General features: G+C 61.9%; 9 protein-coding genes. 8 read left to right on the top strand and 1 reads right to left on the bottom strand.

Annotation, left to right across the window (positions count from 1 at the left end; all coding sequences use genetic code 11):
- Positions 1–145 precede the first annotated feature (145 nt).
- The 8 genes from HU730_RS03635 to HU730_RS03670 all read left to right on the top strand — a co-directional run bounded on the left by HU730_RS03635 (position 146) and on the right by HU730_RS03670 (position 14531).
- Positions 146–1579, top strand: coding sequence for a serralysin family metalloprotease (locus tag HU730_RS03635; RefSeq protein WP_054898106.1), 1434 nt, complete (start codon positions 146–148; stop codon positions 1577–1579).
- 48 nt (positions 1580–1627) lie between these two features.
- Positions 1628–1996 (top strand): AprI/Inh family metalloprotease inhibitor, encoded by a 369-nt coding sequence (locus HU730_RS03640; protein WP_057977338.1) that lies wholly within the window; start codon positions 1628–1630, stop codon positions 1994–1996.
- A gap of 100 nt (positions 1997–2096) precedes the next feature.
- Positions 2097–3848, top strand: coding sequence for a type I secretion system permease/ATPase (locus HU730_RS03645; protein ID WP_034127694.1), 1752 nt, complete (start codon positions 2097–2099; stop codon positions 3846–3848).
- A complete protein-coding gene (locus HU730_RS03650; protein ID WP_096143117.1) occupies positions 3845–5158 on the top strand; it encodes an HlyD family type I secretion periplasmic adaptor subunit in 1314 nt (437 codons plus the stop codon). The genes HU730_RS03645 and HU730_RS03650 overlap by 4 nt, the downstream gene beginning before the upstream one ends.
- 2 nt (positions 5159–5160) lie before the next feature.
- Entirely contained in the window at positions 5161–6501 is a 1341-nt protein-coding gene (locus HU730_RS03655; protein WP_034127692.1) for a TolC family outer membrane protein, read from the top strand.
- A gap of 142 nt (positions 6502–6643) precedes the next feature.
- Positions 6644–9601 (top strand): autotransporter serine protease, encoded by a 2958-nt coding sequence (locus HU730_RS03660; RefSeq protein ID WP_186527745.1) that lies wholly within the window; start codon positions 6644–6646, stop codon positions 9599–9601.
- Between the two features lie 205 nt (positions 9602–9806).
- Positions 9807–12914: an autotransporter serine protease gene (locus tag HU730_RS03665; protein WP_034127690.1), complete on the top strand. Its 3108-nt coding sequence runs from the start codon at positions 9807–9809 to the stop codon at positions 12912–12914.
- A 192-nt stretch (positions 12915–13106) separates the two neighbouring features.
- Positions 13107–14531 carry a lipase gene (locus HU730_RS03670; protein WP_186527746.1) on the top strand — a complete coding sequence of 475 codons (1425 nt, stop codon included), beginning with the start codon at positions 13107–13109 and terminating at the stop codon, positions 14529–14531.
- Between the two features lie 120 nt (positions 14532–14651).
- Here HU730_RS03670 and HU730_RS03675 read toward each other — a convergent pair whose 3' ends face one another.
- Positions 14652–14876, bottom strand: coding sequence for a YgdI/YgdR family lipoprotein (locus tag HU730_RS03675; RefSeq protein WP_003191162.1), 225 nt, complete (start codon positions 14874–14876; stop codon positions 14652–14654).
- Positions 14877–14987: the final 111 nt, after the last annotated feature.

Here is a 14987-nt window from a genome sequence, read left to right on the forward strand (position 1 = left end):
TGCGATGGAAATAGATGTAGACGAAAGATTTCAAGTTGTGTCAGTTTTCTTACGCCTTCAAAAGAGGTGAGTGATAGGACTATCCTCGCCCGCGAGGTTCCTATCGAACAAAGACTGATGCACTTGCAAACAAGGAAGTACGTTTATGTCAAAAGTAAAAGACAAGGCTATTGTATCTGCCGCGCAAGCCAGCACTGCTTACTCGCAAATCGATAGCTTCAGCCATTTGTATGACCGTGGCGGTAATCTCACGGTCAATGGCAAACCGTCCTACACCGTGGACCAGGCAGCGACCCAGCTGCTGCGGGATGGTGCTGCGTACCGGGACTTTGATGGCAACGGCAAGATCGATCTGACCTACACCTTCCTCACCTCGGCTACCCAGAGCACCATGAACAAACATGGCATCTCCGGGTTCAGCCAATTCAACACCCAGCAGAAAGCACAGGCCGCACTGGCCATGCAATCCTGGGCGGATGTCGCCAACGTGACCTTTACCGAAAAGGCTTCCGGCGGTGACGGCCACATGACCTTCGGCAACTACAGCAGCGGCCAGGACGGCGCGGCGGCCTTCGCTTACCTGCCCGGTACCGGTGCTGGGTACGACGGCACTTCGTGGTACCTGACCAACAACAGCTACACGCCGAACAAGACTCCGGACCTGAACAACTATGGCCGGCAGACCCTGACCCACGAAATCGGCCATACCCTGGGCCTGGCTCACCCTGGCGACTACAACGCCGGGAACGGCAACCCGACCTATAACGACGCAACCTATGGACAGGACACGCGTGGCTATAGCCTCATGAGTTACTGGAGCGAGAGCAACACCAACCAGAACTTCAGCAAGGGCGGCGTCGAGGCTTACGCTTCCGGCCCGCTGATCGACGACATTGCGGCGATCCAGAAGCTCTACGGTGCCAATTTCAACACCCGCGCCACTGACACCACTTACGGGTTCAACTCCAACACCGGGCGTGATTTCCTCAGCGCCACGTCCAATGCCGACAAGCTGGTGTTTTCGGTATGGGACGGTGGCGGCAACGACACCCTGGACTTCTCCGGTTTCACCCAGAACCAGAAGATCAACCTCACTGCCACCTCGTTCTCTGATGTGGGCGGCCTGGTGGGCAACGTGTCCATCGCCAAGGGCGTCACCATCGAGAACGCGTTCGGCGGTTCGGGTAACGACCTGATCATTGGTAACCAGGTTGCCAACACCATCAAGGGCGGGGCCGGCAACGACCTCATCTACGGCGGCGGCGGTGCAGACCAGCTGTGGGGCGGCGCTGGCAGCGACACTTTCGTGTACGGTGCCAGTTCCGACTCCAAGCCAGGGGCTGCGGACAAGATCTTCGACTTCACCTCCGGTTCGGACAAGATCGACCTGTCCGGTATCACCAAGGGTGCGGGCGTGACCTTTGTCAACGCATTTACCGGGCATGCCGGCGATGCTGTACTGACCTATGCCTCAGGTACCAACCTGGGCACCTTGGCGGTGGACTTCTCCGGGCACGGCGTGGCGGATTTCCTCGTCACCACCGTTGGCCAGGCGGCTGCCAGTGACATCGTAGCCTGATGTAAAGCGCGCGGCGCTTCGGCGCCGCGCTCCAGGCTGGAGTTGGATATGCCACGTTTTTCCCCTTTGATCGCCTGTGTTGTGCAGGTGTTGTTCGTGTCGGCAGGAGCCCACGCAATGGCTAGCAGTCTTGTATTACCCACTTCCGCGCAGCTTGCCGGGCAGTGGGAACTGAAGCAGCAGGATCAGGTGTGCGCGCTCAAGTTAGTGGAGCAAGCCAACGTCTTGGAAGGCGATATCGCCTGTGCCGAGCAATGGCTGGGCGACAAGCCGCTGACGTGGTCGCCCACCCCGGATGGTATCTGGCTGTTTAACGCTGATGGCTCAGGGATCACCCATTTGAATCGCCAGAAAGAGGGCGACTATCAAGCCCGCACTAAAGCTGGCGAAGTTGTAACGCTGCAACGTAAACCTTAATTAAAAGTTATAAGCATATAACTCGATTTGTTAGGCGGCCGTACCCTACTTGGTAGGGGAGACCCTTTTGCGTAATTCGCTGCAAGGAAAAACAATTAATATGGCGAAGTCCCATGGGGTGGCGCCCTTATTCAGGGCGCTGGGTGAATACAAGAGTATTTTGATCAGCGTTGGCTGTTTCACGGCATTGATTAACCTGTTAATGCTGGTGCCCTCGATTTACATGCTGCAAGTGTATGACCGTGTGCTGTCCTCCCAGAATGAAACCACCCTGGTGATGTTGACGCTGATGGTCGTGGGCTTCTTTGCGTTTATCGGCCTGCTGGAAGTGGTGCGCAGCTTCATCGTGATCCGCATTGGCAGCCAGTTGGAGCGACGTTTCAACTTGCGCGTGTACAAGGCCGCCTTCGAGCGCAACTTGCAGCGTGGCCAGGGGCATGCCGGGCAATCCTTGGGCGACCTGACCGCTTTGCGCCAATTCATAACGGGGCCTGCGCTGTTCGCATTCTTTGATGCGCCATGGTTCCCGATCTACCTGTTCGTGATTTTCCTGTTCAACGTGTGGCTCGGCGTGCTGGCCACGGCCGGCGCGGTACTGTTGATTGGCCTGGCGTGCCTTAACGAATACCTGACCAAAAAGCCATTGGGCGAGGCCAGCGGTTTTTCGCAGCAGTCGACCCAACTGGCCACCAGCCATTTGCACAACGCCGAAACCATCCAGGCCATGGGCATGCTTGGTGCGCTGCGCCAACGCTGGTTTGGCGTGCATTCGCAGTTCTTGGGTTTGCAGAACAAGGCTAGCGACACCGGTTCGATCATCACCTCGTTGAGCAAATCCCTGCGCCTGTGCCTGCAATCCTTGGTGCTGGGCCTGGGCGCCTACCTGGTGATCAAGGGCGACATGACCGCCGGGATGATGATCGCAGGCTCCATCTTGATGGGCCGCGTACTCAGCCCCATCGACCAATTGATTGCAGTGTGGAAGCAATGGAGCTCGGCCAAGCTGGCCTACCAGCGCCTCGACGAACTGCTGCGCGAATTCCCGCCAGAGGTCGAGCACATGGCTTTGCCTGCGCCCCACGGCCAGGTCAGTTTCGAGCAGGTCAGCGCCGGCCCGCCGGGGCGACGCATGGCGACCCTGCATCAGGTCAGCTTCAACCTGGCTGCCGGTGAAGTGCTGGGCGTGCTGGGTGCGTCGGGCTCCGGCAAGTCCACCCTGGCTCGCGTGCTGGTGGGCGTATGGCCGACCCTGGCTGGTACCGTGCGCCTGGACGGCGCGGATATTCACCGCTGGAACCGCGACGACCTCGGCCCGCATATCGGCTATTTGCCCCAGGACATCGAGCTGTTCAGCGGCAGCATCGCCGACAACATCGCGCGCTTTCGCGAGGCCGACCCGGAGCTGGTGGTCAAGGCCGCGCAACAGGCCGGTGTGCATGAACTGATCCTGCGCCTGCCCCAGGGCTACGACACCGTGCTGGGCGACAACGGCGGTGGCTTGTCCGGCGGCCAGAAACAACGCGTGGCCCTGGCCCGCGCCCTATACGGCGGGCCGCGCCTGATCGTGCTGGACGAACCCAACTCCAACCTCGACACCGTCGGCGAAGCCGCATTGGCCAGCGCCATCATGCAGATGAAAGCCCAGGGCAGCAGCGTGGTGCTGGTCACCCATCGTTCCTCGGCATTGGCCCAGGCCGATAAGTTGCTAGTGCTCGGCGAAGGCCAACTGCAAGCGTTCGGGCCCAGCCAAGAGGTGCTGCGGGCGTTGTCCGGGCAGCAGGAAGCGCCGAAAGAAAAAACCGGTGTCAGTTTCAGTCGTCAGTACCAGGCCGGAAGGAATCCAGGCGCATGAGCAGCCTTACCGTTGAACCTCAAATCAAAGAACGCGATGCCGGCTTTTTCGTAAAAATGGGCTGGGTGATGACCATTGTCGGTGCCGGTGGGTTTTTCCTCTGGGCCAGCCTTGCACCCTTGGACCAGGGCATCCCGGTACAAGGCACCGTGGTGGTGTCGGGCAAGCGCAAGGCGGTACAAACCTTCAGCCCCGGTGTGGTCAGCCGCATCCTGGTAAAAGAGGGCGAACTGGTCAAGCAAGGCCAGCCGCTGTTCCGTCTTGACCAGACCCAGAACCAGGCCGATGTGCAATCGCTGCAAGCCCAGTACCGCATGGCCTGGGCCAGCGTGGCGCGCTGGCAGAGCGAGCGTGACAACCTGCCCGGTATTACCTTTCCTGCTGAGCTGAGCGCCAATCCCGATTCGGCCCTGATGCTGGTGCTGGAAGGTCAGCGCCAGTTGTTCAGCAGCCGTCGCGACGCGTTTGCCCGTGAACAAGCCGGGATCCGCGCCAGCATCGAAGGCGCCACGTCACAGTTGAGCGGTATGCGCCGTGCCCGCAGTGACTTGACCGCCCAGGCCCAATCCCTGCGCGCGCAACTGAGCAATCTGCAACCTTTGGCCGACAACGGCTATATCCCGCGCAACCGGCTGATGGACTATCAGCGCCAGTTGTCCCAGGTGCAGCAGGACCTGGCGCAAAACGCCGGGGAAAGCGGCCGGATAGAGCAGGGCATTGTCGAGTCGCGGCTCAAATTGCAGCAGCACGGCGAGGAGTATCAGAAGGAAGTGCGCAGCCAACTGGCCGACGCGCAACTGCGCGCCCTGACCCTGGAGCAGCAACTGACCTCCGCCGGCTTCAACCTGCAACACAGCGAGATCAACGCGCCGGCCGATGGCATCGCGGTCAACCTCAGCGTGCATACCGAAGGCGCCGTGGTGCGCGCCGGTGAAACCCTGCTGGAGATCGTGCCCCAGGGCACACGCCTGGAAGTGGAAGGGCATTTGCCCGTGCACCTGGTGGACAAGGTCGGCACACACTTGCCGGTCGACATCCTCTTCACCGCCTTCAACCAAAGCCGCACGCCACGGGTGCCGGGTGAAGTCAGCCTGATCTCCGCCGACCAGATGCTCGACGAAAAAACCGGTGCGCCGTATTACGTGCTGCGCACCAGCGTCAGCGAGGCGGCCATGGAAAAACTCAACGGCCTGGTAATCAAGCCCGGCATGCCCGCCGAGATGTTCGTGCGCACTGGTGAGCGTTCCTTGCTCAATTACCTGTTCAAGCCGCTGCTGGACCGCGCCGGCTCCGCGTTGACCGAGGAATGAGCATGAAGCCAGTGTTCATTTCGCTGTTGCTGGTGTGTGGCAGTGCCCAGGCAGCCATGGGGCCCTTCGATGTGTATGAGCAGGCGCTGCGCAACGACCCGGTGTTCCTGGGCGCCATCAAGGAGCGCGACGCCGGCCTGGAAAACCGCACCATTGGCCGCGCCGGCTTGCTGCCGCGGCTGTCCTACAACTACAACAAGGGCCGCAACAACTCCGAAGCGCACCTGCCTGACGGGCGCGGCGGCAGTTACCGCGACGACCGCAACTACAACAGCTACGGCTCGACCTTCAGCCTGCAACAGCCGCTGTTCGATTACGAAGCCTATGCCAACTACCGCAAGGGCGTGGCCCAGGCGCTGTTCGCCGATGAAAGCTTTCGGGACAAGAGCCAGGCGTTGCTGGTGCGGGTGTTGAGCTATTACACCCAGGCGCTGTTCGCCCAGGACCAGATCGACATCGCCAGGGCCAAGAAGAAGGCGTTCGAACAACAGTTCCAGCAGAACCGGCATCTGTTCCAGCAAGGCGAGGGCACCCGCACCGATATCCTGGAAGCCGAGTCGCGCTATGAGCTGGCCACCGCCGAAGAGATCCAGGCCCTGGATGAGCAGGACGCCTCGCTCCGGGAACTGGGCGCGTTGATCGGCGTGCAAAGCGTCAACATCAGCGATCTGGCACCCCTGAACCAGAGCTTCGCCGCGTTCACCCTGACCCCGGCCAATTACGACACCTGGCATGAGTTGGCACTCACCAACAACCCGGTGCTGGCTTCGCAGCGCCAGTCCCTGGAAGTGGCGCGCTATGAAGTGGAACGCAACCGCGCCGGGCATTTGCCGCGAATCACCGCGTATGCCACCTCGCGCAAACAGGAGTCCGACAGCGGCAACACTTATAACCAGCGCTACGACACCAACACCATCGGCGTCGAAGTAAGCATGCCGCTGTATGCCGGTGGCGGTATCTCGGCTTCCACCCGCCAGGCCAGCCGTGCGATGGAGCAGGCCGAGTACGAGCTGGAGGGCAAGACCCGCGAAACCCTGATCGAACTGCGTCGCCAGTTCAGCGCGTGCTTGTCAGGCGTGAGCAAGTTGCGCGCCTATCAGAAAGCGCTGGCATCCGCGGAGGCGCTGGTGGTGTCGACCAAGCAAAGCATTCTCGGCGGCGAGCGCGTCAACCTCGACGCACTGAACGCCGAACAGCAGTTGTACAGCACCCGCCGCGACCTGGCCCAGGCACGTTATGACTACTTGATGGCCTGGACCAAATTGCACTACTACGCGGGCAACTTGCGCGATACCGACTTGGCCAAAGTGGACGAAGCCTTCGGCCCGGATGGAAAACTGTAGGAGCGCGTGTTTTGTGGCGAGGGCGCTTGCTCCCGCTCGACAGCGAAGCTGGAGCCGGCTTTTTTAGGGAGCGCTTCGCACTCCAGCGGGAGCAAGCTCCCTCGCCACAGGGCAGGGAATAACAATAATAGGGAGTGTGCACATGATCACCGATTCACCGCGTTTCAAACCCTTCACCGCAGGTTCCTTGCTCTTGCTGTCCGTTGCGGCACAGGCGCAATACACCGAGACCGGCCAGCCGGGTAACCCCGCCAGTTGGCGCTCGGCCGAGTACCAGAGCGACTGGGGCCTGGGCCGCATGAAAGCCGATGAAGCCTACGCCGCCGGGATCAGCGGCCAAGGCGTGAAAATCGGCGCGCTGGACTCAGGGTTCGATGCCAATCACCCCGAAGCCTCCAAAGACCGTTTCCACCCGGTCACTGCCACTGGCACCTATGTCGATGGCAGCGCCTTCACCACCACGGGCGCGCTCAACCCGAACAATGATTCCCACGGCACCCACGTCACCGGCACCATGGGCGCCGCCCGCGACGGCGTGGGCATGCATGGCGTGGCCTACAACGCGCAAGTTTTTGTGGGCAACACCAACGCCAACGACAGCTTCCTGTTCGGCCCGACGCCAGACCCCAAATACTTCAAGACCGTGTACACCGCTTTGGTGGACTCCGGCGTGCGCGCCATCAACAACAGCTGGGGCAGCCAGCCAAAGGACGTCAGCTACCAGACCCTGGACAACATGCACGCGGCGTATGCCCAGCATTACAACCGTGGCACCTGGCTGGACGCGGCAGCGGACGTGGCCAAGGCTGGCGTGATCAATGTGTTCAGCGCCGGCAACAGCGGCTATGCCAACGCGAGCGTGCGCTCGGCCTTGCCGTATTTCCAGCCGGAACTGGAAGGCCACTGGCTTGCCGTGTCTGGGCTGGACAAGGCCAATAACCAGAAATACAACAAGTGCGGCGTCGCCAAATACTGGTGCATTTCCACGCCGGGCGCGTTGATCAACAGCACCATTCCCGACGGTGGTTACGGGGTCAAGTCCGGCACCTCGATGGCAGCGCCCCATGCCACCGGCGCGTTGGCGCTGGTGATGGAACGTTATCCCTACATGACCAACGAGCAAGCCTTGCAGGTGCTGCTGACCACCGCCACGCAGCTCGACGGCTCGATCACCCAGGCGCCCAATGCGATTGTCGGCTGGGGTGTGCCTGACCTGGGCCGGGCGATGCATGGCCCGGGGCAATTGCTCGGGCCTATGGAGGTGAACCTGGCCGCCGGGCAGGGCGATGTGTGGAGCAATGGCATCTCCGACCAGGCGCTGCTTCAGCGCCAGGCCGAGGACCGCGCCGAACACACTGCCTGGCAGCAAACCCTGATCGACAAGGGCTGGCAAAACGGCGTGGGCGCCACTGCCAGCCAGCAGGACCAGACCGATTACGCCATTGGCAGCGCCCGCGACCAGGCCGCTGCCAACCGCGTGTACGAGGGCAGCCTGATCAAGGCCGGTGCCGGCAGCCTGGTGCTCAGCGGCGACAGCACCTATCGCGGTGCGACCCTCGTCAACGGTGGTCTGTTGGCCGTCAATGGCTCGCTGACCTCGGCAGTGACGGTGAATGACAGCGGCACCCTCGGCGGTTCCGGGCGTATCGCCGCGTTGTCGGTAAACAACGGCGGCCGTGTGGCCCCGGGCAACTCCGTGGGCACCTTGCAAGTGGCAGGGGACGTAAACCTCGGCGCCGGCTCTACCTATGCCGTGGAGCTGACGCCCACCAGCAGTGACCGCATTGTTGCCGGCGGCCAGGCGGTTCTGGGCGGCGGCACGGTCACGCTGGCGCTGGAAAACAGCCCGACCTTGCTCAGCCAGAGCCAGGCGCAAAGCCTGATTGGCCGCCAATACTCGATTCTCGAGGCAGCGGGCGGTATCCAGGGCCAGTTCGGGCAAGTGCTGCCCAACTACCTGTTCCTCGGTGGCACCCTTGACTACGCCGCCAATGCGGTGCAACTGAATGTTGGGCGCAATGGCGCCAGCTTCGCCAGCGTCGGCGCGACCCGCAACCAGCGCAACGTTGCGGCGGCGGCCGAGCAATTGGGCGCTGGCAACCCAGTGTTTGAAAGCCTGCTGCAGTCGCAGTCAGTCGCCACCGCCCAGCAGGGTTTGCAGCAACTGTCCGGGGAAATCTACCCCGCCGTGGGTGCGATGCTGATCAACGACAGCCTGCAACTGCGTAATGCCGTGGGCGAGCGCCTGCGCCATGTGCCAGTGACCGGTGAAAGCAACCTGTGGCTCAAGGCGCTGGGCGCCTGGGGCAAGACCGACAGCCGCACTGAAACGGCGGGTTCCACCACCTCTATCGGTGGCCTGTTGGCGGGCGTGGATGGCGCGCTGGATGAGCAGACCCGCGTGGGTGTGGTCGCCGGCTACAGCGACAGCTCGCTGAATATGGGCAGCGGTACCCATTCATCGGCGTCCATCGACAGCTACCACTTTGGCGCGTACGCCGGGCGCGAGCTGGGTGACTGGCGCCTGAGCGTCGGCGGTGCCTACAGCTGGCATCGCGGCGACGTGAAGCGCGACCTGCAATGGGGTGATGTCAGCGGCAAGCAAAAAACCAAGCTGGACGCGACCACGGCGCAAGTCTTCACCGAAGCCGCGTACCGCATCCGCCTGCAAGCGGTGGCCCTGGAGCCGTTCGCCAACCTGGCCTATGTGCATCTGAACAGCGAGTCCTTCCACGAAAAAGGCGACGCCGCTGCCCTGGAACGCGGCAGCGACCGGCGTGATGCAGTGCTCAGCACCCTTGGCGTGCGTGCCCTGAAAACCCTGGCCCTCAATGACCACCAGCAACTGGACCTGTCCGGTTCGTTGGGCTGGCAACACAGCCTGACGGCGGTGGAGTCCGAAGAGCACCTGGCGTTTGTCGCAGGCGGGCCTTCATTTGCGGTGCGCAGTGCACCGTTGCTGCGCGATGCCGCCCTGGTGGGCGTGCAGGCCAGCCTGGCGCTGAATGCATCGACACGGGTCAACCTGGATTACAACGGCCAACTGGGTGGGCGCGCGAAAGCCCAGGGCGTGGGTTTGAGCCTGAACTGGCAGTTCTGAAGACACCGCGAGCCTGATCGTTCCCACGCTCCGCTGATCGTTCCCACGCTCCGCGTGGTAACGCCTCTTGTGACGCTCCGCGTCACGCTTTGGGACGCAGAGCGTCCGGGGCCGCATTCCCACGCGGAGCGTGGGAACGATCAGCGGCGGTGTTCTGGAGAAAGTGATTTACACACGTGCAATAAGAAAACTAAGGAAGGTCACCGTGAAAAAACGCAAGTCAGGGTTAACTACCGCCATCCACACAGGCCCGGGCTATCCGCTCAAGGCGCTGAGCTGCGTGCCATACGGCGCGTTGCTGTGTTGCCTGGCAAGCCTGGGGACCGCCCAGGCTGCACCCTATGTGGAAACCGGCAAACTGGGCGACGCCGCCAGCTGGCGCAGCAATGAGTTCAAGGCCGACTGGGGCCTGGGCGCCGTGCACGCCGACACCGCCTATGCGGCCGGCTATACCGGCAAGGGCGTCAAGCTGGGGATCTTCGACCAGCCGGTGTATGCGCCACATCCGGAATTCGCCAGCCCCAACAAAGTGGTGACCATTGTCACCGAGGGCATCCGCCAATACACCGACCCGTATATCCCGGTGAAGGCCGGAGATGCATTCCGTTACGACGGCACTCCGTCCCTGGGCTCCAATGGCAAGCTGGGCAACCACGGCACGCATGTCGGCGGGATTGCTGCGGGTAACCGCGATGGCGGGCCGATGCATGGCGTGGCGTTCAATGCGCAAATCATCAGTGCCGAAAACGGTGACCCGGGCCCGGAAGACGGAATTATCCTGGGCAACGATGGCGCGGTGTACAAAGCCGGTTGGGATGCGCTGGTTGCCAGCGGCGCTCGCATCATCAACAACAGCTGGGGTATCGGCATCGGTGATCAGTACGCCAAGGGCGGGCGCGATCCGGCGTTTCCCAATTTCACCGTCAACGAAGCCCAGGCGCAATTCAATACCATTCGACCGATCCTCGGCACAATCGCAGGGGGGGCTTATCAAGGCGCCATCGATGCGGCCCGCAGCGGTGTGCTGACCATCTTCGCCGCGGGTAATGACTACAACCGTAACAACCCGGATGCCATTTCCGGTCTGGCGTACTTTGTGCCGGAGATTGCCCCGAACTGGCTGTCGGTGGCCGCTTTGCAGCAAAACCCGGACACCGCAAGTGCCAACCCCTATGTGATCAGCACCTTCTCGTCGCGCTGTGGCTATGCGGCGAGCTTTTGCGTATCGGCGCCCGGCACCAAGATCTACAGCTCGATCATCAACGGCACCAACCTGGACAACCTCACCAACGACTACGCCAACTTCAACGGCACATCCATGGCCGCGCCTCACGTAGCCGGCAGCGCAGCGGTGCTGATGGAACGCTTCCAATACATGAGCGGCGACCAGATCTCCACCGTGCTCAAGACCACCGCCACCGACCTCGGCGCGCCGGGCATCGACTCCCTCTATGGCTGGGGCATGATCAACCTGGGCAAGGCGGTCAACGGCCCAGGGATGTTTATCACCGCCGAGGATATCCCGGCCGAGTTCCGTATCGACGGCGCCTACGGCAGCGGCCAGTTCGTGGCGGACCTGCCGGGCGTCGGCGCGGTGGTGGATGCCGGCAAACCCACCCAGCGTGTGTGCGATGACTTGCACTGCGGGCGGGATGTGTGGAGCAACGACATCTCGGGCCATGGCGGCCTGACCAAGCAGGGCATCGGTACCTTGGTGCTCACCGGCGCCAACACCTACAGCGGGCCGACGCTGGTCAACCAGGGCTTGCTGGCGATCAACGGTTCGGTCACCTCCGACGTCACCGTGAGCCAGAGCGGCGTGGTCGGTGGTTCGGGGCGTATCGGTTCGCTGAGCGCGAAAAGCGGCGGTACTGTGGCACCGGGCAATTCCATTGGCACCTTGAACGTGGCGGGCAACGTCAACTTTGAACCGGGCTCGACCTATGCGGTAGAACTGTCGCCCACCAGCAGCGATCGTATCGTCGCGGGCGGCACGGCCACCCTCAACGGCGGCACCGTGACCCTGGCCCTGGAAAACAGCCCGACCTTGTTGAGCGCGCCCCAGGCCCAAAGTCTGATCGGCCGCCAATACAACATCCTGCAAGCGGCAGGTGGCGTCACCGGCAGCTTCGCGGCAGTGGTTCCCAACTACCTGTTTGTCGGCGGTACCTTGAACTATGCCGCCAACGGCGTGCAGCTGGATGTGGCACGCACCAACAGCTTCGCCAGTGTGGCCGCCACGCCGAACCAGCGCGCCGTGGCCGCAGCCGTCGAGCAATTGGGCGCGGGCAACGGTGTGTATGAAAGCCTGCTGCTGGCACCCACGGCCGCTTCGGCCCAGGGCGCGTTTCAGCAACTGAGTGGGGAAGTCTACCCGGCGCTGGAAACCGCACTGGTCAATGACAGCCGCTACGTACGCGAAGCGGTGGGCGAGCGTCTGCGCAATGGCGAGATGGGCGCTACCAGCCAAGCCATCGACAGCCGTGGCAACGTGTGGGTCAAGGCATTGGGCGCATGGGGCAAGACCGACAGCCGCAACGACACGGCGGGCTACACCACCTCTATCGGCGGCATGCTCGCCGGTGTGGACGGCGCCGTCGATGAGGCCACACGCATTGGCCTAGTGGCCGGTTACAGCGACACGTCGTTGAACATGGGCAGCGGCACCCACAGCCGCGCCTCGGTCGACAGCTACCATTTCGGCGCCTATGCCGGGCATGAAATCGGCGCCTGGCGCCTGAGTGGCGGCGCGACCTACAGCTGGCACCGCGCCGATGTCAAACGCGACCTGCAATACGGCGATGTCAGCGGCAAGCAAAAAGCCAAGGTCGATGCCCACAGTACCCAGGTGTTCACGGAAGCGGCGTACCGCATCAACCTGCAACCACTGGCCCTGGAGCCGTTCGCCAACCTGGCCTACGTGCACCTGGCAACTGACAGCTTCAAAGAGAAGGGCGACGCCGCCGCGCTGAGAAGTGGCGACGACAGCCGTGACCTGGTGCTCAGCACCCTGGGTATGCGTGCCTTGAAGACCTTCAATATCAACGACCATCAGCAATTGGAAGTCTCCGGCACCCTGGGCTGGCAGCACAACCTGAGCAGCACCGATTCGGAACAGCACCTGGCGTTTGCCTCGGGCGGCCCTTCGTTCACGGTGGAAAGTGCGCCAATGGTGCGCGATGCGGCGTTGGTCGGGGCACGGGTCAGCCTGGCATTGAGCAAGGATGCGCGGGTGAACTTCGATTACAACGGCCTGCTGGCCAGCAAGGAGAAGGTGCACGGTGTCGGCTTGAGCCTGGACTGGGCGTTCTAAAGGCCAGGTGCAGTTGGTTGTGGCGAGGGAGCTTGCTCCCGCTCGGGTGCGCAGCGCCCGCAAGTTTTTGGGGCCGCTGCGCAGCCCAGCGGGAGCAAGCTCCCTCGCCACACAAGCTCGCTCCTACAGGTGGTAACGGATAACAGGTGTTTTGGCTTTCTCTACAAATCCAACAACAGAGAGGCACTACCAATGGGTATCTTTGACTATAAAAACCTCGGTACCGAGGGCTCCAAGGCGTTGTTCGCTGATGCCATGGCGATCACGCTGTATTCCTACCACAACCTGGATAACGGCTTTGCCGTCGGCTACCAGAACAATGGCCTCGGGCTTGGGTTACCGGCCACCCTGGTCAGCGCGCTGATTGGCGGCAGCAATGCCCAAGGGGTCATCCCCGGGATTCCCTGGAACCCCGACTCGGAAAAAGCCGCCCTTGAGGCGGTGCAAGCAGCCGGCTGGACGCCCATCAGCGCCAGTACCCTGGGCTATAGCGGCAAGGTCGATGCACGCGGCACCTACTTTGGCGAAAAATTCGGCTACGGCACGGCGCAGGCCGAGGTGCTGGGCAAGTACGATGACGCTGGCAAGCTGCTGGAAATCGGCATCAGTTTCCGCGGCACTTCAGGGCCTCGGGAAAACGTGATCACCGACTCCATCGGCGATGTGATCAACGACCTGCTCGCCGCCTTCGGGCCCAAGGATTATGCCAAGAACTACGCGGGGGAGGCTTTTGGCGGGTTGCTCAAGAACGTGGCGGACTACGCCACTGCCCAGGGCCTGGGCGGCAATGACGTAGTGGTCAGCGGCCACAGCCTGGGCGGCATGGCGGTCAACAGCATGGCCGACTTGAGCGACAGTACTTGGTCGGGGTTCTATAAAGACGCCAATTACGTGGCCTACGCATCGCCGACCCAGAGCGCCGGCGACAAGGTGCTTAACGTCGGTTATGAAAACGATCCAGTATTCCGAGCCCTGGATGGCTCGTCATTCAACCTGTCGTCCCTGGGCGTGCACGACAAGGCCCACGAATCGAGCACCGACAACATTGTCAGTTTCAACGATCACTACGCCTCATCCCTGTGGAACGTCCTGCCGTTTTCCATCCTCAACCTGCCCACTTGGGTTTCGCACTTGCCCACCGGTTACGGTGACGGCATGACCCGTATCCTCGACTCGGGGTTCTACGAACAGATGACCCGCGACTCCACGGTGATAGTCGCCAACCTGTCCGACCCGGCAAGGGCCACCACCTGGGTGCAAGACCTCAACCGCAATGCCGAGGCGCACAAGGGCAATACCTTCATCATCGGCAGCGACGGCGACGACTTGATCAAAGGCGGCAGGGGCGCGGACTTTATCGAAGGTGGCAAGGGCAATGACACCATCCGCGACAGCAGTGGGCACAACACGTTTTTGTTCAGCGGGCAGTTTGGCAATGACCGGGTGATCGGCTACCAGGCGACGGACAAGCTGGTGTTCAACGACGTGGCGGGCAGCAATGATTACCGCGATCACATCAAGGTGGTGGGCGGGGATACCGTCATTGGCTTTGGGACGGATTCGGTGACGCTGGTGGGTGTGAGCAGCTTGTCGGGGGAGGGGATAGTCATCAGCTAACGCATTCGGTGTGGGAGCTGGCTTGCCTGCGATGGCGGCGGTCGAGACAGCCATGCGGTGACTGAAAAATCGCTATCGCAGGCAAGCCAGCTCCCACATTTGATGGGTTTTGCTAGATGATCATTTTTCCTTACGCACCGTGGCCACATCATCGGCCTTGATACGAATACGCTTGCCGGCAATATCGGTGAACTCGTAGAAGCCGTCGGCGGTCTTGGCGTTGGGCGTGTCCTTGGTCAAATACTGCGTGCCGTTCTGCAAGGTCACCACGGTTTGCGTGGAGCAACCGGCCAATACCAGAAAAGTGAGTGCAACCAGTGGCAGACCCAAATTCTTCATGTTCATAACCCTTACCTTTAACCCTGAAAAGTCCCGCAGCGTCTGCTTGCGGGGCCATAAATATTACGCGATCAACCCACTCATCAGATTGTTTTTTTGCAAAAAGTTGCAGGCGCC

This window comes from Pseudomonas sp. SWRI22 (assembly GCF_014268395.2).
GTDB lineage: Bacteria > Pseudomonadota > Gammaproteobacteria > Pseudomonadales > Pseudomonadaceae > Aquipseudomonas > Aquipseudomonas paracarnis.